The sequence below is a fragment of the Parafrankia sp. BMG5.11 genome (assembly GCF_004337455.1).
This window is the reverse complement of sequence record NZ_SJXI01000068.1, coordinates 11,655-36,334: the sequence shown is the minus strand read 5'-3', so window position 1 is coordinate 36,334 and position 24,680 is coordinate 11,655. Positions and strand designations below refer to the sequence as shown.

The window sequence follows — 24,680 nt, the reverse complement described above, 5'->3', positions numbered from 1 at the left end:
CGTGTCCACGAACCCGTGGGCACGGGCCGTCCGTCGTTACGGCAGCTTTTCCGGGGTGGTTCCCGCGAACCGGCGGGTATTCGCTTCCGCGCCGCGACTATGGCCGTGCAGCAACACCCCGGTGACCGAGAATTAACACCCCGGGAACTGATTGGAAACGAGGCCCGACGAAGCTCCGGACGAACCCTGCGTCAGTCGCGGCCGGGGTCGGCCCTCCCCCGGCCGATCACACAGTCGCTCCGTCACGTGCCACGTCAACCACGGGGAGTACGAGTGAGCTCCAAGTCGAAGAGCTATCAGGCCGAGTACATCTGGATCGACGGCACCGAGCCTGAGCCGTTGATGCGGAGCAAGACCCGCATCGTCAAGGGCGGCAAGGAGCCGGAGATCTGGGGCTTCGACGGCTCGAGCACGAACCAGGCCCCGGGTTCGAACTCCGACTGCGTCCTGCAGCCTGTCTTCACCTGCCCGGACCCGCTGCGCGGCGGCGACAACGTGCTCGTGCTGTGTGAGGTCCAGCTGACCGACTTCACCCCGCACCCGACGAACACCCGCGCCGCCGCCCGGGCGGTGGCCGAGAAGTACGCCGACATGTCACCGATGTTCGGCATCGAGCAGGAGTACACGTTCTTCCAGAACGGGCGTCCCCTCGGCTGGCCGGCGGCCGGGTACCCCGAGGCACAGGGCCCGTACTACTGCGGCGTCGGCGGCGAGAAGATGCCCGGCCGGGACATCGTCGAGAAGCACACCCAGGCGTGCCTGGACGCCGGCCTCGCGATCGAGGGCACCAACGCCGAGGTCATGATGGGCCAGTGGGAGTTCCAGATCGGCGTGCTGCCGACCCCCGCGATCGGCGACCACATCTGGGTCGGCCGCTGGCTGCTGCACCGGATCGCCGAGGACTTCGGCGCGTCGGTGTCGTTCGCCGCCAAGCCGATGGCCGGTGACTGGAACGGCGCCGGAGCGCACACCAACTTCTCCACCAAGCAGACCATGGAGAGCTGGGACGCCATCGTCGCCGTCTGCGAGGCGCTGGGCACCCGGGTGATGGAGCACGTCACCCACTACGGTGACGGCATCGAGCTGCGGCTGACCGGCAAGCACGAGACCGCCCCCTGGAACAAGTTCTCCTGGGGCGCCTCGGACCGCGGTGCGTCGATCCGGATCCCGTGGGCCGTCGAGAAGGCCAAGAAGGGCTGGATCGAGGACCGCCGGCCGAACGCCAACATGGACCCGTACGTGGTCTCCTCGCTGATCGTCGACACCTGCTGCAGCGCGCTGGCCGGCGACAAGCCGACCCTGTTCGTGCCGTCGCAGACCGCCGACGCGACCGCCAAGGTCTGACCGCCAGGCCGCGTGCGGCCTGGCGTCACACGACAGGTCCGTGGCCTCCGGCGACCCGCCGGGGGCTACGGACCTGATTGCCGAGATCAGCGCAGCCCGCTGACCGCGCCCACATCGCCCGCCGGCTGAAACGGAGCGATACGGACGACCGCCTCGTTGAAATCGAGGGTGGCACCGCAACCGGTGGGCACCGCGGGGGTGTCGACGATGAGTTCGATGGTTCTGCTTGGCACAAAGGACTTCCACTTGATCAGATCCCGGCTTCGGGCCGCGTCCAGATCAAGATCGTCCTCTGTCACGAGGCCAGCGGCGCCCGCGAAGACTGCGTAGTGGACCTGTAGGCCGCCGCAGCGCCCCTGGTCCCCGGTCAGCTCTGGTAGAGCGCTGAACGCATGGGCGACAGCCCCGTCAGAGACAGTGAAGATCGTCTCGGCGCGGATGCGCCCAGGAGTCAGGTCGTAGGCCAAGTCGTACGAGACGCCTTCGAACAGCCCCACAACGGCCGAGGCTCGAAGGCGATCCACACGGTCTCCCGTTCGGGCCATCGCCTGCAGGTGCTCCTGCGGAGTACGCGGACCGACCGTCTCGAAGGCGATCATTCTCGCCATAGCGATGATCAGGACGGCGGCCCGCAGGCCCGCTCTGGCTCGCCAGCCGAGACGCGGTGGGCGGGCAGGCCCCGGTCCGGGCACGGCCGTCGACGGCTGCATAACCCCGCGACCTGTCGGCGGTGGCGCTGACGATTGCCGCGCGGCCGAGACCACGTTGGCCGCGGCCGTTCGCCGGGCCAGTTCCCGGGTGAGCATTTCAACCTGATGGCGCAGGACTTCTTTCTGTCCGTACGCCTCTCGGGCGCGACTCTCAGCGGTTTCGGCCCGGCGGGTGGCCTCGACCTGGCGGGTGAGAGCCGTGACGATCTCGCCCCGCTGACGCTCGACGACGGCTTCCAGCTCGATGAGGCGATGACGTAGTCCGTCTGCGATCGCCTCCGCAGCCGCCTCAAGGGCCTGTGCCGGCGCCCCGGCAGTGTCCTCGGGTAACCGGGTGGGTGCGTCTGCCCTCGGCGCTGGCAGCAACCCGCTTACGGCCCCCGGCCGGCGGCGAGCCGGGTCCGGTCGGAGATCCGCCTCGGTACTGCCCGCATCCCCGGTGCCCGCCAGGTCGTAATGCCCCTGTCGCAGCTGGTCGACCGCGCGCCGTACGGCGGCGAGCTGACGGGCGAACCCACCGGCCGCCAGCACCTCCTCGACAAGTTTTTCCTCGTCCGGTCTCAGCGGCCATCTTCGTCTCGCCCGTGAACCTACAGACCAGTGGACGTATTCGACACGCGCAATCCACAGGACCTTCTCTCGGACCGGTTCCGGCTGAAGGAGAAGATAACGCTCGGCATCTTCCCAGCGAAGCGGAACCTCTCCTCTGAATTGCCTGTTCGCCCGGGTCCTGCCGGCCGGCGTCTGGTCCAGCGAACATTTGTACAGCGGCGTCCCAAAACATTTTTTGAGCAGGTGGAAGAAATCCAGAAGCTCCCTGTGGTCCGGCTCGACGCCCACGGCGACCCGCGGAACACGACCGCCCTTGGAGGCCCTGCCGTCACGCACGTTCCGACTCCTTGACCATCTCGTTGCAACAGGTCAGAAGCACTGCAGGGCAGCCGGTCTCCGGGTTCCTCCGCATCGCTGACACCGCGGTAACAACCCCTTGCAACATCGTCGCAACTCCCGTCTCAATTCGAGTTTCGTCGCCACAGAAACGCATCTTCACGTCCGCTAGTTGTTTCTATTGCCAGGAGCGTTCCCGGACAGTCTTATGGATGCCGGCATACCGACGGTACGCGGGTACCTAAGAGAGGGAACAGCATGCCCCATCCCAACCGTGACTACACGCAGCTGAGCGCGCCGCTCGCTCCAATGGCACTCACGGCGCTCGCCACGCATTTCCTCGGAGTCAGCCCCGAGACGGCGGCGATCGCCAGCTACGCCCTTTGTCTGTGCGTGTCCGCTTCCTGCGTCCCTGGTCGCCCGACCAGTTCCTCAAGACGTCCCCGCCGCCGGAACGCGCCGCGGGCCCGCGGCGGCCGCCACCGGCTCCGTCGCCGTCGCCGTCGCCGCCCCCGCGGAGCCAGTCAGCCGTGAGCGATGTGCTGCTCGCGGGCGAAGACGTCCTCCACCACCGAGCGGGCGCGGGCAGCGGCGCGGCGGTAGTCACCGGGCAGTTCGCCCACCGCCTCCGCCGGGTAGCCCAGCGCGCGGGCGACCCGCTCGAGACCGGGCGGGCCAGCCGGGAGCAGGTCCCCGGCCTGGCCGGAGGTGAGCATGATCCCGTTGCGGACCCGGGACGCGAGCGTCCAGGCGGCGTCCAGGGCGGCGAGCTCGCCCGCGGTGACCAGGCCCGCGCGGGCCGCGGCGCGCAGGGCGTCCCGGGTGGCGGTGGTACGCAGGTCCGGCAGCCGCCAGGCGTGGCCGAGCTGGAGGATCTGCACCGTCCACTCGACGTCGGTCAGCCCGCCCGGGCCGAACTTCACGTGCAGGGCGCGGTCGGCGCCGCGGGGGATGCGTTCCCGTTCCATCCGCCCGCGCAGCCGCACGGTCTCGGCGATCGTGCCGGCGGGCAGCCCGCGCGGATGGCGGACCCGGTCGACGAGCCGGCAGAAGCGGCCCGCGAGCTCCGCGTCGCCGGCCAGCGGCTGGGCGCGCAGCAGGGCCTGAGCCTCCCACGCCAGCGACCACCGGTCGTAGTACGACGCGTAGCCCTCCAGCGTGCGGGACAGCGGCCCGCTGCGTCCCTCCGGGCGCAGCGCGGCGTCGAGCGTGAGCCGCGGGTCCGGCCCTGGCAGCGCGAGCAGGCGGTGCAGCTCACCGATGATCTCGGCGGCGAGCCGGGCCGCGCGCGCCTCGCCGACCCCGGGCTCCGCCTCGTGGACGAAGAGCACGTCGGCGTCGCTGCCGTAGGACAGCTCCCCACCGCCGAGCCGGCCCATCGCGACGACGGCCAGCCGGACGGGCAGCCCGTCCGAGCCACCGCTGACGCCGGCGACCTGGCGGCGCGCGGTCAGCAGGGCGGCCTCGATCGTGGCCGCGGCGGCGTCCGAGAGGGCCCGGCCGACCGCGCCGACGTCGAGCAGGCCCAGCAGGTCCGCGCAGGCCACCCGGACCAGTTCCACCCGGCGCACCGCCCGGGCCCGACCGACCGCGTCCTCGGCGTCGGGGTTGCGGTGCGCGACCGCGAGCAGAGTGCGTACCAGCGCCTCCCGCGGCACCGGGCGCAGCTCCTCCTCGGTGCGCAGCAGCCGCACCGACTCCGGCGCCCGGGCCATCAGGTCGGCGACGTAGCGGCTGGTGGCCAGCACCCGGGCGAGTCGGTCGGCGGCGCCGGCGGAGTCCCGCAGCAGCCGCAGGTACCAGGGGGTGCGCCCGAGCGCCTCGCTGACCTGCCGGTACGCCAGCAGCCCGGCGTCGGGCTCAGGGGCGTCGGCGAACGCGGGCAGCATCGCCGGCAGCAGGTGCCGCTGGATGGCCGCCGTGCGGCTCACGCCGTTCGTCAGCGCCTCGATGTGACGCAGGGAGCGGGCCGGGTTGGCGAAGCCGAGCGCGGCCAGCCGGTCGGCGGCCTCCTGCGGGGTCAGCCGCATCTCCTCCGCGGACAGCCGGGCCACGGCCTCCAGCAGCGGCTGGTAGAAGAGCTTCTCGTGCAGGGAACGGACGAAGCGGGCCACCCGGCGGTGCTCCGCCTCCAGCTCGGTGGCGCCCGGCAGGCCCATGCACCGGGCCAGCCAGCGCAGCTCCCCGGGATCGCGCGGCAGCGTGTGCAGCCGGCGCAGCCGCTGTAGTTGCAGCCGGTGCTCGGCCGCGCGCAGGAACCGGTAGGCGTCGGCGAGCCCGGCGGCGTCGCGGCGGCCGACGTACCCGCCGCGCGCCAGCCCGTCGAGGGCGTCCAGGGTGGACGCGACCTGGAGCTTGGCGTCCGCCCGGCCGTGCACCAGTTGCAGCAGCTGCACCGCGAACTCGACGTCGCGCAGCCCGCCGGGGCCGAGCTTGAGGTTGCGGTCGGCCTCGGAGCGTGACAGCGAACGCTCCACCCGCCGCCGCATGGCCCGGATGTCGGCGACGAACCCGGGGCGGGAGGCCGCCGTCCACACCATCGGGGCGACCATCGCGGCGAACCGCCGGCCGAGCTCGGTGTCACCGGCGATCGGGCGGGCCTTGAGCAGGGCCTGGAACTCCCAGGTCCGGGCCCAGCGCCGGTAGTAGGCCCGATGGCTGTCGAGGGTGCGCACCAGCGCGCCGTGCCGCCCCTCCGGGCGGAGGTTGACGTCCACCTGGAACAGCTCGCCGGCCGCGGTCGGCGTGCCGCAGACCCGGACGACCCCCTCGGCGAGCCGCGTCGCGGTGCGCAGCACCGCCTCCAGACCCGGCGCCGCCTCCGGCATCCGCGCCTGCACAGTCTCAGTCCCAGCCGCCGTCTCAGTCCCAGCCGCCGCCTTCGGCGTCAGTACCGGCTCGGCCACGAACAGGACGTCGACGTCGCTGACGTAGTTCAACTCGCACCCGCCGCACTTGCCCATCCCGATCACGGCGAGGCGGACGGGGACGTCGCCAGGCCCGAGCCCGGCGCGGGCCACGGCGAGGGCGGCGTCGAGGGCGGCCCCGGCGAGGGCGGCGAGCTCGGCGGTGGCGTCGTCGAGGGTCACCGCCCCGGTGAGGTCCCGCGCGGCCAGGACGAGCAGGGCGCGCCGGTAGGCCAGGCGCAGCGCGTCCAGCACGTCCGGGCCGGCGCCGCGGGCGCGGGGCTCGACGGCGCCCGGGTCCGCGCCGACGGCCCGCAGCAGCCTGCCGCGGGCCGCCACCGGATCGACCGGGCCGGTCATCGCCTCGTCGGAGTCCAGGATCGCCCAGTCCCCGGGGTGCGCGACGAGATGATCACCCAGTGCGGAGCTCGCGCCCAGCACCGCGACCAGCCGGCGGCGCAGGCCCGCCCGGCTGGCGAGCGCGGTCAGCAGCCGCGCGCCCGCCAGCGTGTCCTGGGCGTCCGGCGTGTCCTGGGCGTTCAATGCGTCCAGCAGCCGGTCGAGGCAACGCAGCGCCCGGTCGGGATCGGCGGCGGCAGCGAGCTCGCCGACGACGGCGCTCACCGCGAACCCGCCCGCGCCGTCATCCACCGGCAGCAGCCCGATCCGCCGCATGGTCGCGGCGACCCGCTCGACGTCGGAGAAGCCGAGCCGGGCAAGCTGCGCGGCGGCCGTGTGGCGCCGCCGGTCAGCGGCCGGGACGGTCATCTGACGGGAACGGTCAGCCGGCCGGGCGCGGTCACCCGGTGGGGTACGGACGTCTGGTGGGGCATGGGCGCGTCTTCCGGAGGAGCGGCGGCCCGCGGCCGCCGGCTCCTCACAGGGTCGGGAGGTACCGGTCGATCTCGAACGGCGTGACCTGCCTGCGGTACTCGATCCACTCCGAGCGCTTGTTGCGCAGGAAGAAGTCGAACAGCTCGTCACCGAGGGTCTCCCGGACGAGCGAGGACGTCTCCATGGTCGCGATCGCCTCGGCGAGGGACCCGGGCAGCGCGGTGATGCCGCGCTCCCGGCGCTGCGCGTCCGTCAGCGTCCACACGTCGTCGGCCGCCGGTGCCGGGAGGTCGTACCCGCCCTGTACCCCGCGCAGGCCGGCGGCGAGCATCAGCGCGAAGGTCAGGTACGGGTTGCAGGCGCTGTCCGGTGACCGGAACTCGACCCGGGCCGCGTTGGACTTGTTGAGCTTGTACAGCGGCACCCGGATGAGCGCCGAGCGGTTGTTGTGGCCCCAGCAGACGTAGGCGGGCGCCTCCATCAGCTCACCGGCACGCTGGTCGCCGACCAGCCGCTTGTAGGAGTTCACCCACTGGTTGGTGACCGCGGTGATCTCGGCCGCGTGCACCAGCAGCCCGGCGATGAACGCCTTGGCCACCTTGGAGAGCTGGTACTCGTCGGTCGGGTCGTGGAAGGCGTTGCGGTCGCCCTCGAACAGGCTCATGTGGGTGTGCATGCCGGACCCGGCCTGGTCGCTGAACGGCTTGGGCATGAACGTCGCGTAGATGCCCTGGCGCAGCGCCACCTCCTTCATCACCTGCCGGAAGGTCATGATGTTGTCGGCGATGGTGAGCGCGTCGGCGTAGCGCAGGTCGATCTCCTGCTGGCCCGGCGCGACCTCGTGGTGGCTGAACTCCACCGAGATCCCGAGCCGCTCCAGCACGCCGATGGCCTGCTGGCGGAAGTCGTGGCTGATGTCGTTCGGGGTCAGGTCGAAGTAGCCCGACTCGTCCACCGGCGGCGGCATCGGGCCACCGCGCGTCGGCGGGTGCTTGAGCAGGAAGAACTCGATCTCGGGGTGGGTGTAGAAGGTGAACCCGGCGTCGGCCGCCCTCGCCAGCGTGCGGCGCAGCACCCAGCGGGAGTCCGCGACCGCGGGCGTCCCGTCCGGCATGACCAGGTCACAGAACATGCGGGCGGTCATCGGGTGCTCGCCGCGCCACGGCAGCACCTGGAAGGTCGACGGGTCGGGCCGGGCGAGCATGTCCGCCTCGTGCACCCGCGCGAAGCCCTCGATCGCGGAGCCGTCGAAGCCGATGCCCTCGGCGAGCGCGCCCTCCAGCTCGGCCGGCGCGATCTCGACCGACTTCAGCACCCCCAGGACGTCGGTGAACCAGAGCCGGACGAACCGGATGTCGCGTTCCTCGAGGGTGCGAAGAACGAATTCCTGTTGTTTGTCCATGAGCCCTCCGCGCTGAGGTGTGGACTCGTCGGCACGGCTCCCCGAGTCAACTTCCGGTGATCTTCCCCCGGATGCGCCGCCGCCCGATACTCCGAGCCGGGGCGCGGCGCCCCCGGGTACTTTGACCCGAGAGTAGCGACTGATCCGACCCGACGCGCCTGACGTTACAGCGAAGTTGCGCCGCCGCAACCGCTCGTACCCACCCCCGCCGCGACACCGCCGGGCCGGGGCATCGCGGCCTACGCTGCCTGTATGGCCCAGTTGCGGATCGCCCTCGCCCAGGTGGACACCACCGTCGGAGACCTGGACGGCAACGCGGAGCTGGTCAGCTCCTGGACCAAGCAGGCACTCGCCCGCAGCGCGCACCTGGTCGTGTTCGGCGAGATGACGCTGACCGGCTACCCGGCCGAGGATCTCGTCCTGCGCCGCTCCTTCGTGGCCGCCTCCGCCGCCGCCCTCGAGCGCCTGGCGGTCCGGCTCGCAGAGGAGGGCGCCGGCGAGATCGCCGTCGTCGTCGGCTACCTCGACGCCTCCCCGACCCCGGCGCCGGCGGTCGGACGTCCGGCCGGGGAGCCGCAGAACTGCGTCGCCGTGCTGTGGCAGGGCAGGGTCGCGGCCCGCTCGGCCAAGCACCACCTGCCCAACTACGGGGTGTTCGACGAGTTCCGCTACTTCGTGCCGGGCACCACGTTCCCGGTGTTCCGGCTGCACGGCGTCGACGTCGGCCTGACCGTCTGCGAGGACCTCTGGCAGGAGGGCGGCCCGGTCGCGGTGGCCCGCGAGGTCGGGGTCGGGCTGCTGCTGTGTATCAACGGGTCACCGTACGAGCAGGGCAAGTCCTACCACCGGGACGAGCTGTGCGCGCGCCGCGCCCGCGAGGCCGGCGCGACGCTGGCGTACGTCAACCTGGTCGGCGGCCAGGACGAGCTGGTCTTCGACGGCGACTCGCTGGTCGTCGACGCCGGCGGCGAGGTCCTCGCCCGGGCGCCGGTCTTCGCCGAGACCCTGCTCACCGTCGATCTCGATCTGCCCGAAGGCGCCGGCACCGGCGTGGGCCCGGAGACGGGCCCGGACGGGCCGGTGGACGCCGGCGACGGCACCACGATGGCCGTCAGCCGCGTCGTGCTCGCCGCCGATCCGCTGCCGGCCTGGGAGCCGCGCCCGGCGACGGTCGCCGACCGGCCCGACCCCGCCGGCGAGCTGTACGCCGCCGTCGTCACCGGGACCCGCGACTACGTCCGCAAGAACGGCTTCCGCTCGGTGGCGCTCGGGCTCTCCGGCGGCATCGACTCGGCCCTGGTGGCCACGATCGCGGTGGACGCCCTGGGCCCGGACGCCGTGCACACCGTGGCCATGCCGTCGGCGCACTCGTCCCAGGGCTCGCTGGACGACGCCGCCGAGCTCGCCCGCCGGCAGCGGACCCGGCACAGCGTCGTCCCCATCGAGCCGACCGTGGCCGCCTTCCACGCCGCGCTCGCGGCCGCGGGCGGCCTGCACGGGCTGGCCGCGGAGAACCTGCAGGCGCGGGTCCGTGGGACGCTGCTGATGGCGCTGTCGAACGAGCACGGCCACCTGGTTCTGACGACGGGGAACAAGAGCGAGCTGGCCACCGGCTTCTCCACCCTCTACGGCGACAGCGCCGGCGGGTTCGCCCCGATCAAGGACGTCTCGAAGACCAACGTGTGGGCGCTGGCCCGCTGGCGCAACGCGCGGGCGGTCGCCCGCGGCGAGGTCCCGCCCATCCCGGAGGAGATCATCGTCAAGCCGCCGTCGGCGGAGCTCGCCCCCGGCCAGCTCGACTCCGACCGCCTCCCGGACTATTCGGTCCTCGACGCCGTGCTCGACGACTACGTCAGCCACGACCTCGGCCGGGCCGAGCTGACGGCGGCGGGCCACGCCCCGGCGACGGTCGACCGGGTGATCCGCCTGGTCGACCTCGCCGAGTACAAGCGCCGGCAGAACCCGCCCGGGCCGAAGGTGACGTCCAAGGCGTTCGGCCGCGACCGCCGGCTGCCGATCACCTCTCGCTGGCGCGAGCGCGACCACTCTGCGGGCTGACCGCCGGGCGGCCCCGCCCGCGGACGGCCTGACCGCGGGCGGGGTGGGCCGTGCTCAGACCTGGATACGACGCTCGACGGCGTCGAGGATCTCCGCGACGGCCTCGTCCACCGGCACGCCGTTGCGCTGCGTGCCGTCCCGGAAGCGGAAGGACACCGCGCCCTTGGCGACGTCCTCGTCGCCGGCGAGCAGCATGAAGGGCACCTTCTGCTTCTGGGCGGTGCGGATCTTCTTCTGCATCCGGTCGTCGGAGGAGTCGACCTCGACGCGGATGCCCCGCTGCCGCAGCTTCGCCGCCACGTCGGTCAGATACGGCACGTGCTCGTCGGTGATCGGGATGCCCACCACCTGCACGGGAGCCAGCCACGGCGGCAGCGCGCCGGCGTAGTGCTCCAGCAGGATCGCGAAGAACCGCTCGATCGTCCCGAACAGCGCCCGGTGGATCATGAACGGGCGCTGGCGGGTGCCGTCCGCCGCCTGGTAGGTCATGTCGAAGCGCTGCGGGAGCTGGAAGTCGACCTGGATGGTGGACAGCTGCCAGGTGCGCCCGATCGCGTCCCGGGCCTGCACGGAGATCTTCGGCCCGTAGAACGCGCCGCCGCCCTCGTCCATGACGAGCTCGAGGTCCTGCTTGGAGGCGGCCTCACGCAGCAGCTCGGTCGCCTCCTCCCACTCCTCGTCGCTGCCGATCGCCTTGCCCGGCGGACGGGTCGACAGCTCGAGGTAGAAGTCCTCCAGGCCGTAGTCGCGCAGCAGGCCGAGCACGAACTTCAGGACGGTGTCGAGCTCGGTGGGCAGCTGCTCGCGGGCGCAGAACAGGTGCGCGTCGTCCTGGGTGAGGCCGCGGACCCGGGTCAGGCCGTGCACGACCCCGGACTTCTCGTACCGGTAGACGGTGCCGAACTCGAACAGCCGCAGCGGCAGCTCCCGGTACGACCGGCCGCGCGACCGGAAGATCAGGATGTGCATCGGGCAGTTCATCGGCTTGAGGTAGTAGTCCGCCCCACCGTCGAGCTGCATGGGCGGGTACATGCCGTCGGCGAACCAGTCGAGGTGCCCGGAGATCTCGTAGAGATCCGACTTGGTGATGTGCGGGGTGTTGACGAACTCGTACCCGGCCTCGATGTGCCGGCGCCGCGAGTAGTCCTCCATCACGGTGCGGATCGCGCCGCCCTTGGGGTGGAACACGGCCAGGCCGGGCCCGATCTCGGTCGGGAACGAGAACAGGTCGAGCTCGGCGCCCAGCCGGCGGTGGTCGCGCTTCTCCGCCTCGGCCAGCCGGTGCTGGTAGGCCTTGAGCGCGTCGCGGGACTCCCAGGCAGTGCCGTAGATGCGCTGCAGCTGCGGGTTGCGCTCGCTGCCCCGCCAGTACGCCGCCGCCGAGCGCTGGACCGCGAACGCGGGGATGTGCCGGGTGGTGGGCACGTGCGGCCCGCGGCACAGGTCCTTCCAGCACAGCTCGCCGGACTTCGGGTCGAGGTTGTCGTAGATGGTGAGCTCGCCCTCGCCCACCTCGACCCCGGCCTCGGCGTCGTCGCCCGCGCTGGACTTCAGCCCGATCAGCTCGATCTTGTACGGCTCGTCGGCGAGCTCGGCGCGCGCCTCGTCCTCGGAGACGACCCGCCGGGCGAAGCGCTGACCGGCCTTGATGATCTCCTGGGCGCGCTTCTCGACGGCCTTGAGATCCTCCGGGGTGAACGGGCGCTCGACGTCGAAGTCGTAGTAGAAGCCGTCCTGGATCGGCGGGCCGATGCCGAGCCGGGCCTTGGGGAACAGGTTCTGCACCGCCTGTGCCACCACGTGGGCGCAGGAGTGGCGGACGATGGCCCGCCCGTCCGGCGAGTCGACGGTGATCGGCTCGACGACGTCACCGGCGGCGAGCGGATGGGAGAGGTCACGCTGGAGACCACCCACGCGGGCCGCGATCACCGACCGCTCCCCGTCGAAGAGCTCGGCGGCCGTAGTCCCCGTCCGCACCACCCGCTCCTCGGCCTGCTGACCTCGCTGGACGGTTACGCGGACGTCGGACACCGGTTTCTCCTGCTGCGTTGGACGAACGACCGGGGCGTGCCTGTGACCGCCCCTGATCACGGATCGGCTGGTTCTCGGGGATCTGCGAATCTCGGGTTCTCTGGTTGTCGGGCCGGCTGGGCCGCGTGCCGGCCTCGAACCGCCGGTACCGGGCGCGTGGCCGCGATGCGGGCCAGGTCGTGCGGTTGCCAGGTCGTCCCGACCGCCGATGCTACTCGCGCGCTCCGGGCACCCCAACGGAATTACACGCACAGTGACACATCGGCCCTCGCCGGGCAGGCGGGCCGGCGACCACCCGGTGGGCGGACGGCTGCCGCCGGTGGGCGGGGACCGGTCAGCAGAGGCGGATACCACCCAGGGCGGTGTCCACGATCTGGCCGATCCGGGTGCCGCTGACCTCGTGGCTCCCGCTGGTGTACTGGCGGTAGGAGACCGGGCCGACGAGCATGTCCGTCACCAGGTCGATGTCCAGGTCGGCCAGGAGCTCACCGTCGGCCACCCCGCGCCGCAGGACGCTTGCCACCCGCTCCCGCGACGGGACGATCACCTGCTGGCGGTAGGTCTCGAACAACTCCGGGTGGGTCTCCTTCTCCGCCAGCAGGCGCGGCATGATCCGCCCCGACAGCGTCTGGATGCTGTGCCGGCGCACCGAGTTGAGCGCGGCGACGAGGTCGTCGCGCAGCGAGCCGGTGTCGTGCGGCTCGTAGGGCTCCGCCAGCGTCGCCAGCGCGTCGGCGACCAGGGCACCCTTCGTCGGCCAGCGCCGGTAGACGGTGCCCTTGCCCACCCCGGCCGCGGCCGCGACCGCCTCCATCGACAGCCCACCGAACCCGCTGGTGGCCAGCTCGGTCAGCGTCGCCTGGATGATCGCGGTGTCGCAGCGGGTGTCCCGCGGACGCCCCGGCGGGCGCACCACCCCTGAGGGCGCGGGCGCCGGCCGGCCCCCGGGCGCCGCCCCGCGCACGTGTGTGACGGCCATCAGACCGCCCGGCCCGACGGTGGTGGCGGCCCAGGCCGGTCGCCGTACTGGTCCATCCGCATGCCCTACGCCACCCGCGCCTTCGTCACGCCACCCACGGACCGTGGACCGTGGACCGTCCCAGTCGGGTCTGCCCGCCCGGTGCCCCTGGGCACCCAGCGGCCCGGGGCACCCGTGGCCCCGGGCATGGCGACCCGGGCACCCGGTGACTCCGGGCACACTGTGCCGGCACGTTTCCCCGCCCGCGGCTCACAAGATCGGACAGTACGTCCGCGCGATGCCACACGCATCCGTTTGCGATTGCAGCGCGCCTGTGCATGATGCGCCACCGCAGGTCAACACACCAGCTCCGACACTCCACACAAACAATGGAGACCATCCGGACACGCTCGGCATGCGCCGCCGCCGGGCCCAGGGAGGGCACGCGAGGGTGACAGCCCGGCCCCACCCCGTGGGCCGCGATGTCACCCTCGGGCCGGTGCCCCACGGCAGGGCTCCGCGCGAAGGCGGATCGGTGGCAGCATGGGGGCACGCCGGGACGCGATCCCGCGCCCGGACGGATCACCGGGAGATCGCATGACTTCATCGATCGGCAAGCCCCGCTCATCCAGCGGCCCCGCCACGCCCGGAACGGAGCCGGCGGCGACGCTCTACGGCGCGCCGACCACGCCCCGAACCGGTGGCCAGGCGCCCGCCACACCGACCACCATCCGGCCCGCCAGCCACAGCCGGACCACAGTCCGCGACATCCGCGCGGCCAAGGACCGCGGCCAGCGGTGGGCCATGCTCACCGCCTACGACGTGATCACCGCCGGGATCTTCGACGAGGCCGGCATCCCGGTCCTCCTCGTCGGGGACTCCGCGGCAAACACCGTCTACGGCTACGAGACCACCGTCCCGATCACCGTGGACGAGCTGGTCCCGCTGGTCCGCGCGGTGGTGCGCGGCGCGCCACACGCGATGGTCATCGCCGACCTGCCGTTCGGCTCCTACCAGGCGAGCCCCGAGCAGGCGCTGACGACCGCGACCCGCTTCCTCAAGGAGGGCGGGGCACACGCGGTCAAGCTCGAGGGCGGCGCGCGGGTGCTGCCCCAGGTCGAGGCGCTGGTGGCCGCCGGCATCCCGGTGATGGGCCACCTCGGCCTGACCCCGCAGAGCGTCCACGCCTTCGGCGGCTACCGGGTACAGGGCCGCGACGGCGCCGGTGAGGTCCTGCTCGCCGACGCGCTGGGCCTGCAGGAGGCGGGCGCGTTCGCCGTCGTGCTGGAGGTCGTCCCCGCCGACCTGGCCGCCCGGGTGACCAAGGAGCTGCTGATCTCCACGGTGGGGATCGGCGCCGGCGCCGACTGCGACGCGCAGGTCCTCGTCTGGCAGGACATGGCCGGCCTGACCGGCGGCCAGGCGCCCCGCTTCGTCAGGCGGTTCGCCGACCTGCGCACGGCGCTCACCGACGCCGCGGCCGCGTTCCGTGACGAGGTGTCGAGCGGCCTCTACCCGACTGTCGAGCACAGCTACTGACCTCCGGCGGGGCGGCGGGCCCGCACCCGGGGCCCACCGCCCCGCCGTTCGTCCCGCCGCCCATCCCGCTGTCCCGCGACGTTCGTCGGCCGCCGCCGTCCCGCCGTCCCGGTTTCGCCGTTAGGGCCGGGGGGCCGCGGCGAGCGCGGTGGACAGCTCCGCGCGGGCCTCGACCAGCGACGGCCCGTACCAGGTGAGGAGCCGACCGGAGACGCACACCGCGGGCGCGACGAACGCCTCCGGCCCGTCCGACGGGCTGAACGCGTACGGCTCGTCGGGCAGCACCACGAGATCATGTGCGGGCAGCGTGTCGAGATCCACCCGCGGGTAGCGCTCGTCCGCCCCGGCGAGGGCGTTGTCGACCCCGAGCCGGGCCAGCAGGTCACCGGCGAACGTGTCGCGGCCGAGCGCCATCCACGGCCGGCGCCAGATCGGGACGACGGCGCGCCGGCGCGGGCCGTCGCTCGGCGCCGCCCAGACCCGCTCCGCCGTCTCCAGCCAGCTGGGACGGGGCAGCAGGCAGGCCAGGCGCAGCAGGCGGTCGAGGCTGCGCAGGGCCGCGGGCACGGTGGTCGGCGCCGTCACCCAGACGGCGAGCCCGGCCGCCCGCAGCGCGTCCAGGTCCGGCTGCCGGTTCTCCTCGGCGTTGGCGCAGACGACGTCCGGCGCCAGCGCCACGATCGCCGCGATGTCCGGGTTCTTCGTGCCGCGCACCCGCGTCACGGCCAGGTCCGCCGGCCGGGAGCACCAGTCGGTGGCCCCCACCAGCAGGCCGGGCGCCGTCGCCGCGACGGACTCGGTCAGGCTCGGCACCAGGGAGACCACGCGCCGGACCACAGCGGGGACGTCCACCCGCTCACCCAGATCGTCGACCGGCACGGGGTGGACGCCCGCTCAGACGTCGGTGACGCGCAGGCCGGCGTGCGCCTTGTAGCGGCGGTTGACCGAGATGAGGTTGGCGGTGAACGCCTCGACCTGGCCGGCGTTGCGCAGCTTGCCGGCGTAGATGCCGCGCATCCCGGTGATCCGGTTCGCCAGCGCGATCACCGTGTCGGTCGCGGAGCGGTCGTCGCCGATGACCAGGATGTCGGTGTCGATCGACTCGACGGACTCGTCCATGAGCAGGACGGCCGACACGTGGTGGAAGGCGCCGACGACGGTGCTGTCCGCCAGCACGGCGGCGGCCTGCTGCGCGGCGCTGCCCTCGGCGACGGGCAGCGCGAACGCGCCACCCTTGTCGAAGCCCATCGGGTTCACGCAGTCGATCACGATCTTGCCGGCCAGCTGCTTGCGCAGGTCGGCCAGCAGCTCGCCGTGCCCCTCCCACGGGACGGCGACGATCACGACGTCGGCCCGCTCGGCGACGTCGGCGTTGTCGCCGCCGGAGATGTTCCGCCCGGACGCGGCCAGCTTCGCGGCCGCCTCCCGGCCGCGCTCGGCCGAGCGCGACCCGACGAGGACCTGGTGACCCGCCATCGCGAAGCGGACGGCGAGCCCGCCGCCCTGCGGCCCCGAACCGCCGAGGATGCCGATCACGAGCGAGGAGACGTCCGGAAGAGGCGTCGATGCTGAGCTCACCAGGCCATCCTGCCCGAAACCCGCTCCACGTGCCGACCACCGTCACACCCTGTGACTCCGCTCCCAGTTCGGGGTTCGCGACCCGACGAGCGCCGGCCCGCGGTGGGCTGCCAGGGAGAGGCGGGTTACCAGGGAGAGGCGGTGGGCGGACCGGGGAGCACGCGGTATCGGCATGAGGGGTTCCCCACCCGAGGGTTGCCGGTGACCTCGACCGTCAGATACCACGAAGGCCCCACGCAGCACACAGGGGCACACAACGGCCGACGGAAGGACATTTACCCCCACCCCCTCGCGGGGCCACCCACCCGATAGGGGACTATGAAGAAACAACGGGGTAGCTACGATCGTGATCATTGATGTGAGCTGGACTGATCCCCGGCTCGGGCAGGCGGCACCGACGCCTCCGGCGGAGCATCGCGATCGGCGAAGGAGCAGCACGAGTGGCGGATCTTCATCGAACTCTGACCACGACGCGGAGCACCGACGACCTGACGCAACGTGAGGATCCGTACGCTTCGGGGAGCCCCGGACGTGCGTTCGTCCCAGATGGGCCGTACCGTTCCCAATCACACGTAACAAGCAGATCTTCGGCAGGCAGATCTTACGAGTCAGGCGAGAGAGGTCGAGCAATGGCGGACGTGTCGGTTCGCTTCGCGATGACGAACGACAGCGAAGTGGTGCTGAACCTGTCGCTGCCGCAGGCACTGCGCCTGATGGAAGCGATCGCGCGCAAGGTGGGCGAGACTCTCGCCGAGCGCAGCAACCAGTCGGTGGGCGGGGTCGGCGGCGTCCCCTCGCCCGCGCCCTCCAACGGAATGCCGAGCCTGGGGCCGTACACGCCGTCCTGAAACGGCTCGCACCGTCCCGAACGAAGGCCGTCCTGAACAGGGACGCTCTGGCAGCAGGCCGGTCCGGAAGCAGGCCGGTCGACCTCACGGGTCGCCCGGGGTCATCGTCGCGCGCGTCGGTCACCCATGGGCGGCCGACCGTTCAAAGGGCACCCGACAACTCAGAGGGCATCCGACAACGGGGTGCCCGTCACGGGGTGCCGGCGGCAGGGCGCGGAGGAAAGACCTGGTCCGCACCGGGTGCCACCAGGCCGGCGTCCGCCGCGGCCAGGCCGGGGCCCGGCACGGCGCCGCCCGTGCCCGGCGCGGACGGATACCCGAACCCGGGCGAGCGTCGCAGGGCCCGCGGGTGGGACGACGCGTACACCTCACGCAGATGGTCCATCGTGACCAGCGTGTAGATCTGGGTCGTGCTGACCGAGGCATGCCCCAGCAGCTCCTGCACCACCCGGACATCCGCGCCGCCGTCGAGCAGGTGGGTCGCGAACGAGTGCCGCAGCACGTGCGGCGACGCTCCGGGAACGCCGGCCGCGTTCGCCGCCGCGCGCAGCGCCGACCACGCGCTCTGCCGGGACAGCCGGTTCCCCCGGCGCGAGACGAAGACCGCCGCCCCCGAACACTCGGTGACCAGATGCGGCCGTCCGCGCCGCAGGTAGCGTTCCAGCGCGGTCACCGCGTACCGGCCGAGCGGGACGACCCTGTCCCGCCCGCCCTTGCCCCGCAGCCGCACCGCGGACCGGTCCAGGTCGAGATCGTCCAGGTCCAGCCCGACGGCCTCGGAGATCCGCGCGCCCGTCCCGTAGAGCAGTTCGAGCAGGGCCGCGGAGCGCAGCCGCCGGGCCAGCTCCGCCGGGTCGCCGCCGGAGACCTCCGCGTACTCCGGGCCGCCGGCCACCGCGGCGGCGATGACCGCGCTCACCTGGTCGACGGTGAGCGCCCGCGGCAGCCGCCTGGGCGGCACCGGCGGCCGGACCGGACGGGCCACGTCCTCGCTGACGTCGCCCTCCTGCGCGGCGAACCGGTGCAGCGACCGGACCGCGACCAGCATCCGGGCCACCGACGCCGGGGCGAGCGGCGGATGGGTCTCGTCGCCCTCCCGCAGGGCGGCGGCGAACTCCGCGATCTGCGCCTCCCCCACCGCCGCCAGCGAGGTGATCCCGCCGGCCGCCAGGTGCTCGCGGTAGCGGCGCAGGTCACGGCGGTAGGCCAGCACCGAGTTCCGGGCCAGCCCGCGCTCGCCGTCGACGTGGTCCAGGTAACGCTCGATGACCTGGACCGGGCCGGCCGGATCGCCCGGCGGCCCACCCCGGCGGGCGTCGCCGCCTTCCACCGTGGTCATCATCGAACTGATATTAGGACGTGGCTGCGACGGTTCGCCGTTGCCCGTCCCACGGCGCCGTCGAGCGTCTATCGTGACAGCTTGTGCGGACGGGCATTGTATTGTCACGTTTCGCCGCACGTCGGGGGTACACCATCGCCACCACCTCGATAGCCGGCCCGGTTCGCGCCGGATCGGCCCGCGCGGCCTCGGTCTGCGCGGCCTCGCTCCTGGCGGGGTCGGTCCTCGCCGGCTGCGGAGGCGCGGGCCCCTCGGGTGGGGCACCGCCGCCCGCACGTCCCGGCTCCGCCACGGTCGGCGGCCCGGTGAGCCCCGGCCCCGCCGGCGGCCCGGGCACCGCGGCGGCCACCGGCACCTCGGCACCGACCACCACCACCGGCGGGCCGGCCGGCGGTGCGGCCGACCCGTCCGACGACTCCCCCGCCGCGGCCGGCCGGGTCGTCGAGGCCTACTACCGCGAGATCAACGCCGCCGCCCGCGGCGGGCGGGTCGCCGACGTCTCGGCGACCGCGCTGCCGGGCTGCCAGACCTGCACCCTGGACGTCGGCATGACCCGCCGCCTCGACCAGCTCGGGCTGCGCGCGGCCCAGGAGCCCTACGAGATCACCGGGCTGGCCGCCGGCGAACGCATCGGCACCGTCGTCGACGTTCGCTTCATCGCCACGACCCGACAGGTCCACCTGCTCGACCCGGCGGGCCGCGACGCCGGCACGGAACCGGCCGTGCCCACCCGCACCGCGACGGCCCGCCTCGCGCTGACCGGCCCCGGCTGGCGCGTCCAGACCATCACCTACGCCGCGGGGTAGCCGTGAGTCACCGCCGCGGCCACCTGGCCGCCCTCGCCGCACTGGTCGCGGCCGCGCTGCTCGCCCTCGGCGGAGCCGGTCCCGGCCCGCTGTCCGCGCCGGGATCTCCCGCCTGGGCCGCCCCCGTGCCCGGTCCGGAGACGGCGGCGCAGGTCCCGTGCACCGGAGCGCGGTGGGGCAGCTGCGACACCCGGGCCACGGACAACGGCTACCAGTACCGCTACCGCGGCGGGTACCTCGAGCGGGTACCGCTCGGCGGCGCCACCGGCGGGGGTGGTGGCGGCGGCTGTGGCGACGACTGTCCGCCCGACCCGGACGCGCTGTGCGCGCTGCTGACCGGCGTCGGCCCCGCCCCGGAGATGACCGCGGCGGAACGCGCCGAGTACGACGCGCTCGTCGCGAACTGCGGCCCGGTGCTCTACGACCCCGACGGCATCGCCGTCGCCGACATCGCCGCGCAGCTCGCCGACTACCTGCGCGAGGAGCTGCTGCCCACCCCGGACGTAGTGATCCAGCCGGTCGGGAACAGCTTCGCGAACCTACCGACGATCATGCACACGGCGGTGCCCGACGCGTTCACCTTCGACGTCGCCGAACCCGTCCTGGCCACGATCAGCGCGAACCCGCACTACGTCTGGGACTTCGGCGACGGCGAGACCGGCCCGGACGCGCCCGGCCGCCCCTACGACCCGGCGATCTCCCCCCGCGACCACCCGGACGCCTACGTCGCCCACGCCTACCACCGCCCGGGCACCTACCAGGTGACCCTCACCGTGACCTGGGACGGCTTCTTCACCGTGCCCGGGGTGGCGCAGGCGTTCCCGCTGGCGGACGTCGTCCTCGCCGCGGCCGAGCCAATCACCATCGAGGAGGCCGGCGGCGTGCTCGTCGACAACGACTGAGCCCCGTACACCGGTACTGTCGACGGGCGCCGATCAGCCGCTCGCGGCGGGCCGGGCCGACCATTCCGAGCCGAGCGGGCGCAACCGCTCGTACCCGTCCACCCGGGCGCGGTAGGTCGCCAGCAGGCCGATCACCGCCATCCCGTTGGTGATCTCGCCACGCATCACCCGGTCCACCGCCTCCGACAGGTCGACGCGGGTGATGTCCATCTCGGCCTCCTCGTGGACGCCGACATGCCGCTCGGCCGCCGGGATCTCCACCAGGTCACGGGCCAGGAACAGCCGGAAGGCCTCGTCGGTCATCCCCGGCGAGGCGTAGACGTCGACGAGCAGGTCGAGACGGCCCGGCCGCAGGCCCGCCTCCTCGGCGAGCTCCCGTGCGGCCGCGACGGACGCCGGCTCGCCGGGGACGTCGAGGATGCCCGCGGGCAGCTCCCACAGCTGGCCGCCCACCGGGTGCCGGTACTGGCGGACCATCACCACCCGCTCCTGGTCGTCCAGGGCGACGACGCCGACCGCGCCCGGGTGCACCACCACGTCCCGCTGGGACGTGTCACCGTCGGGCATCCGCACCATGTCACGGCGAACGGCGATGACCCGCCCGCGGTAGGCGACGGAGCTGTCCGCCACCTCGTAGGTGTGCACGGCACCGCTCATGGGGAAACCAGCTCTCCGTCGCTCACACCGGCCGCCGCGGCCGGCCCCGTGGACCCACCGGGCAATGCGGCACCCACGGCACCACCGGTACCCGCGGCACCGCTGGCACCGGCGGTCGTGCCGGCGCCGGTCGCCACGCTCTGCTCCGCACGGCCCCGGCGGGCCCGCCCACCGGCCGACCGGGCACCGTTGCCCGCCCGCGCACCGGCCGCGTCACCGTCACCCGACCCGATCATGTCACCATCGGCGGGCCCGCCACCCGCGACGCCGCCGCCCCCGACGCCACCGTCCGGGATGTCGACGGGCAGCCGGCCCCGGCGCCGGTCGGCGTGGGCCACGGCGGCGGCGGCGAGCCCGCGGAACAGCGGGTGCGCGCGCGTCGGCCGCGACCGGAACTCCGGGTGCGCCTGCGTCCCCACGTAGAACGGGTGGACGTCGGCCGGCAGCTCGACGACCTCGACCAGGCGGCCGTCCGGCGAGGTGCCGGAGAACACCAGCCCGGCGGCAGTCAGCCGCTCCCGGTAGGAGTTGTTGACCTCGTAGCGGTGCCGGTGGCGCTCGAGCACCTCCGGCTCGCCGTACTCCCGGCGGGCGACGGTCCCCGCGCCCAGCGCGCACGGGTACAGGCCGAGCCGCATCGTGCCGCCCATGTCCCGCTTGCCGGCGACCACGTCGTGCTGGTCGGCCATCGTGGAGATCACCGGGTGGGCGGTCTCCGGGTCGAACTCGGTGGAGTTCGACCCGGCCAGCCCGGCCAGCGAACGGCCGGCCTCGATCACCATGCACTGCAGGCCCAGGCAGATCCCCAGCGTGGGAATGCCATGCTCGCGGGCGTGCCGCAGCACCTCGATCTTGCCCTCGATGCCGCGGATCCCGAACCCGCCCGGAACGATGATCCCGTCCACGCCTTCCAGCGCGTGCGCGGCGGCGGCGGGCGAGGTGAACTCGTCCGACCCGATCCAGCGGATGTCCGCGCGGGCGTCGACGGCGAACGCGCCGGCGCGCAGCGCCTCGGTCACCGACAGGTAGGCGTCGGGCAGGTCGACGTACTTGCCGACGATCGCCACCGTGGCGGTGTTCGAGGGATGGTGCACCCGGCGGAGCAGGGTGTCCCACTCCGTCCAGTCGACGTCCCGGAAGCTGAGGCCGAGCCGGCGCACGACGTAGGCGTCGAGGCCCTCCTTGTGCAGCACCTTCGGGATGTCGTAGATCGAGCCGGCGTCCGGTGCGCCGACGACCGCCTCGTCGTCGACGTCGCACATCATGGCGATCTTACGCTTGAGCGCGTCGGGCAGCGGCCGGTCGGAGCGGCAGACCACCGCGTCCGGCTGCAGGCCGATGCTGCGCAGCGCCGCGACCGAGTGCTGGGTCGGCTTGGTCTTCAGCTCACCCGACGGCGCGAGGTACGGGACGAGGCTGACGTGCACCGTCAGCGCGTTGTCCCGGCCGACCTCGTGCCGGACCTGGCGGATCGCCTCCAGGTAGGGCAGCGACTCGATGTCGCCGACGGTGCCACCCACCTCGGTGATCACCACGTCCACCGAATCGGTGGCCAGCCGGCGGATCCGGCCCTTGATCTCGTCGGTGATGTGCGGGACGACCTGCACCGTCTCACCGAGGTACCCGCCGCGCCGCTCGCGGGCGATGACCGCCGAGTACACCTGCCCGGTGGTCACGTTCGCGCTGCCGTCGAGGTCGACGTCGAGGAAGCGTTCGTAGTGCCCGATGTCCAGGTCGGTCTCGGCGCCGTCATTGGTGACGAACACCTCGCCGTGCTGGAACGGGTTCATCGTTCCCGGATCAACGTTCAGATACGGGTCGAGCTTCTGCATCGTGACCCGCAGACCGCGGGCCTTGAGTAGACGGCCGAGGCTGGACGCCGTCAGTCCCTTACCGAGACTGGACGCCACACCTCCCGTCACGAACACGTGCTTGGTCACATGCGCCTGCGCCACGCGGAACCCCCGTGGTCACGCCGCCGGTCCGGCCCCGGCGCCTCCACGGGTCTTCACGGTAACACCGTGCCGAGCAGGCCAACGCCCCGCCCCGCCGCCGGCCACCCGGCTCGCCGGGGCCGGGCGGTCACGGCTGGGCGAGGGCGGCCTTGTCGGCGGCGGCGGCGGCGAGCAGCTCCTCGGCGTGGCCGCGGGCCAGCGAGCTCTCCTCCTGGCCGGCCAGCATCCGCGACAGCTCCCGGACCCGCCCGGGGCCGTCGAGCGCCACCACGCCGCTGCGGGTCACCGAACCGTCATCGGCCTTGCGCACGACCAGGTGCCGGTCGGCGAACGCGGCGACCTGCGGCAGATGGGTGATGCAGATGACCTGGTGGGTGCGGGCGAGCCGGGCGAGGCGGCGGCCGATCTCGACCGCGGCGCGCCCGCCCACTCCGGCGTCGACCTCGTCGAAGACCATCGTCGCCCCGGCGTCGGCCGCCGCGAGCACCACCTCGATCGCCAGCATCACCCGGGAGAGCTCGCCGCCCGAGGCGCCCTTCTCGACCGGCCGGGCCGGCGCGCCCGGGTGCGGAACCAGGCGAAGCTCGACGTCGTCGATCCCGCTCGGCCCGTAGGCCAGCGTCCGGCCGCCGACAGGCAGACCGTTCGGGTCGTCGCGGTGCCCGACCGCCGCCTCCACCCGGGCCCGCGGCATGGCGAGGCCGGCCAGCTCGGCGGCGACCGCCGCGCCGAACCGCTCGGCGGCGGCGGAGCGCGCCGCGCTGATCCGCTCGGCCAGGCCGGCGAGCTCCGCGGTCAGCTCGGCGCGCTCGGCGGCCAGCGCGCCTGTCTGGTCGCCGTCGGCGTCGAGCTCGAGCAGGCGACGCCCGGCGGTGTCGGCCCACCGCAGCACGCCGTCGACGTCCGTGCCGTGCGCGCGGGCCAGTGCGGTCAGCGCCGCCTTGCGTTCCTGCGCCTGAGCGAGCCGCTCCGGGTCGGACTCCACCCCGGCGGCGTAGGAGGCCAGGTCGGCGGCCACGTCGGTCAGCAGGCTCGACAGCTCCGTCAACCGGCCCGCCAGTTCCTCCAGTGCCGGGTCGAGCGCGGCGTCGCCGGCCACGATCCGGCGGGCGGAGCCGACCAGCTCGGCGGCGGCGGGGACGTCCTCACCGGTCGCGGGGTCGCTGACCAGCGCGCCGTGCGCCGAACGCGCCACCCGCAGCAGGGTCTCGGAATGTTCCAGCCGGCGCAGCTCCGCGTCGAGCGCGACATCCTCGCCGGGCTGCGGCGCGACCCGTTCGACGTCGGCCAGGCCGAGCCGGAGCAGCTCCGCCTCCTGCGCCCGCTCCCGCGACCGCCCGGTGATGTCGGCCAGCCGGGCGCGGACCTTCGCCAGCCGCGCGTACACCTGCCCGTACCGGACGAGCGGCTCGGCGACGGAGGCGCCGGCGAACCGGTCGAGCGCGTCGCGCTGGGTCGCGGGACGGCGCAGCCGCTGCGCCTCGGACTGCCCGTGCACGGCGATCACGTTCTCGGTGATCTCCGCGAGGACACTCGCGGGCACCGAACGCCCCGCGAGCTGGGCCCGCGAGCGGCCCTCGGCGCTCAGCGTGCGGCCCATGATGATGACGTCCTCGTCGACGTCGCCGTCGAGCTCGCGGACACGCTTGGCGAGCCCGGAGTCGGCCGGCACGACGAGCCGGGCCTCGACGAAGGCACGCCCGGCCAGCGGGGAGACCAGCGCGTAGTCGGCGCGGCCCCCGGTCAGCAGGCCGAGCCCCTGCACGATCATGGTCTTGCCGGCGCCGGTCTCGCCGCTGACCACCGTCAGCCCCGGCGCCAGGTCGAGGACGGCGTCATCGATGACCCCGAGGCCACGGATGCGAATCTCCTCGAGCACGCCCCGAACTCTAGCGTCACCCCCACCACGGACGGCACCCGGAAAT

At 73.3% G+C, this 24,680-nt stretch carries 18 protein-coding genes; 7 read left to right on the top strand and 11 right to left on the bottom strand.

All coding sequences use genetic code 11. The features are described 5' to 3' along the window. Window positions 1–273: 273 nt before the first annotated feature. Window positions 274–1,344: a glutamine synthetase GlnII gene (gene glnII, locus E0504_RS37225; RefSeq protein WP_071065378.1), complete on the top strand. Its 1,071-nt coding sequence runs from the start codon at window positions 274–276 to the stop codon at window positions 1,342–1,344. An 86-nt stretch (window positions 1,345–1,430) separates the two neighbouring features. Here glnII and E0504_RS37220 read toward each other — a convergent pair whose 3' ends face one another. Next, complete coding sequence (locus E0504_RS37220) at window positions 1,431–1,943, bottom strand: hypothetical protein (protein WP_131626777.1); 513 nt, start codon at window positions 1,941–1,943, stop codon at window positions 1,431–1,433. Between the two features lie 216 nt (window positions 1,944–2,159). Between E0504_RS37220 and E0504_RS50750 the strand changes: the two genes are divergently transcribed. Then, entirely contained in the window at window positions 2,160–2,315 is a 156-nt protein-coding gene (locus tag E0504_RS50750) for a hypothetical protein (protein ID WP_165938730.1), read from the top strand. A gap of 1,151 nt (window positions 2,316–3,466) precedes the next feature. Here E0504_RS50750 and E0504_RS37215 read toward each other — a convergent pair. Next, window positions 3,467–6,616 (bottom strand): bifunctional [glutamine synthetase] adenylyltransferase/[glutamine synthetase]-adenylyl-L-tyrosine phosphorylase, encoded by a 3,150-nt coding sequence (locus E0504_RS37215; RefSeq protein ID WP_112106826.1) that lies wholly within the window; start codon window positions 6,614–6,616, stop codon window positions 3,467–3,469. 109 nt (window positions 6,617–6,725) lie between these two features. Further along, the gene (locus E0504_RS37210) at window positions 6,726–8,084 is read right to left on the bottom strand and encodes a glutamine synthetase family protein (RefSeq protein WP_071065381.1); all 1,359 of its coding nucleotides are present in this window, start codon (window positions 8,082–8,084) and stop codon (window positions 6,726–6,728) included. A 252-nt stretch (window positions 8,085–8,336) separates the two neighbouring features. Between E0504_RS37210 and E0504_RS37205 the strand changes: the two genes are divergently transcribed. Further along, a complete protein-coding gene (locus E0504_RS37205) occupies window positions 8,337–10,142 on the top strand; it encodes an NAD+ synthase (RefSeq protein WP_112106825.1) in 1,806 nt (601 codons plus the stop codon). A 54-nt stretch (window positions 10,143–10,196) separates the two neighbouring features. On the opposite strand, the gene thrS is transcribed toward E0504_RS37205, so the two are convergent. Beyond that, window positions 10,197–12,173, bottom strand: coding sequence for a threonine--tRNA ligase (thrS, locus tag E0504_RS37200; RefSeq protein ID WP_112106824.1), 1,977 nt, complete (start codon window positions 12,171–12,173; stop codon window positions 10,197–10,199). 334 nt (window positions 12,174–12,507) lie between these two features. Beyond that, entirely contained in the window at window positions 12,508–13,152 is a 645-nt protein-coding gene (locus E0504_RS37195; RefSeq protein ID WP_235014099.1) for a TetR-like C-terminal domain-containing protein, read from the bottom strand. 576 nt (window positions 13,153–13,728) lie between these two features. Here E0504_RS37195 and panB point away from each other — a divergent pair. Then, a complete protein-coding gene (gene panB / locus E0504_RS37190; RefSeq protein WP_131626776.1) occupies window positions 13,729–14,670 on the top strand; it encodes a 3-methyl-2-oxobutanoate hydroxymethyltransferase in 942 nt (313 codons plus the stop codon). Window positions 14,671–14,790: 120 nt separating this feature from the next. Here the strand turns inward: panB and E0504_RS37185 are convergent, their stop codons facing one another. Both E0504_RS37185 and npdG read right to left on the bottom strand, forming a co-directional pair. Beyond that, window positions 14,791–15,549 (bottom strand): helical backbone metal receptor, encoded by a 759-nt coding sequence (locus tag E0504_RS37185; protein ID WP_235014098.1) that lies wholly within the window; start codon window positions 15,547–15,549, stop codon window positions 14,791–14,793. A 15-nt stretch (window positions 15,550–15,564) separates the two neighbouring features. Then, complete coding sequence (gene npdG, locus E0504_RS37180; RefSeq protein WP_200835320.1) at window positions 15,565–16,248, bottom strand: NADPH-dependent F420 reductase; 684 nt, start codon at window positions 16,246–16,248, stop codon at window positions 15,565–15,567. A gap of 629 nt (window positions 16,249–16,877) precedes the next feature. On the opposite strand from npdG, the gene E0504_RS37175 reads away from it, so the two are divergent. Beyond that, window positions 16,878–17,096, top strand: coding sequence for a hypothetical protein (locus tag E0504_RS37175; protein ID WP_006542192.1), 219 nt, complete (start codon window positions 16,878–16,880; stop codon window positions 17,094–17,096). A gap of 190 nt (window positions 17,097–17,286) precedes the next feature. Here the strand turns inward: E0504_RS37175 and E0504_RS37170 are convergent, their stop codons facing one another. Further along, window positions 17,287–18,438, bottom strand: a complete 1,152-nt coding sequence (locus tag E0504_RS37170; protein WP_112106820.1) for a tyrosine recombinase — start codon at window positions 18,436–18,438, stop codon at window positions 17,287–17,289. A gap of 98 nt (window positions 18,439–18,536) precedes the next feature. On the opposite strand from E0504_RS37170, the gene E0504_RS37165 reads away from it, so the two are divergent. Next, on the top strand, window positions 18,537–19,241 hold the full coding sequence (locus tag E0504_RS37165) for a hypothetical protein (RefSeq protein ID WP_243657791.1): 705 nt from the start codon (window positions 18,537–18,539) through the stop codon (window positions 19,239–19,241). Between the two features lie 2 nt (window positions 19,242–19,243). After that, a complete protein-coding gene (locus tag E0504_RS37160; RefSeq protein ID WP_071065388.1) occupies window positions 19,244–20,143 on the top strand; it encodes a PKD domain-containing protein in 900 nt (299 codons plus the stop codon). Window positions 20,144–20,176: 33 nt separating this feature from the next. On the opposite strand, the gene E0504_RS37155 is transcribed toward E0504_RS37160, so the two are convergent. From E0504_RS37155 to recN, 3 genes are all read right to left on the bottom strand, one after another. Next, complete coding sequence (locus E0504_RS37155) at window positions 20,177–20,800, bottom strand: NUDIX domain-containing protein (RefSeq protein WP_071065389.1); 624 nt, start codon at window positions 20,798–20,800, stop codon at window positions 20,177–20,179. After that, window positions 20,797–22,755 (bottom strand): CTP synthase, encoded by a 1,959-nt coding sequence (locus E0504_RS37150; RefSeq protein ID WP_112106819.1) that lies wholly within the window; start codon window positions 22,753–22,755, stop codon window positions 20,797–20,799. The genes E0504_RS37155 and E0504_RS37150 overlap by 4 nt, the downstream gene beginning before the upstream one ends. A 127-nt stretch (window positions 22,756–22,882) precedes the next feature. Next, window positions 22,883–24,634 (bottom strand): DNA repair protein RecN, encoded by a 1,752-nt coding sequence (gene recN, locus E0504_RS37145; RefSeq protein WP_071065391.1) that lies wholly within the window; start codon window positions 24,632–24,634, stop codon window positions 22,883–22,885. Window positions 24,635–24,680: the final 46 nt, after the last annotated feature.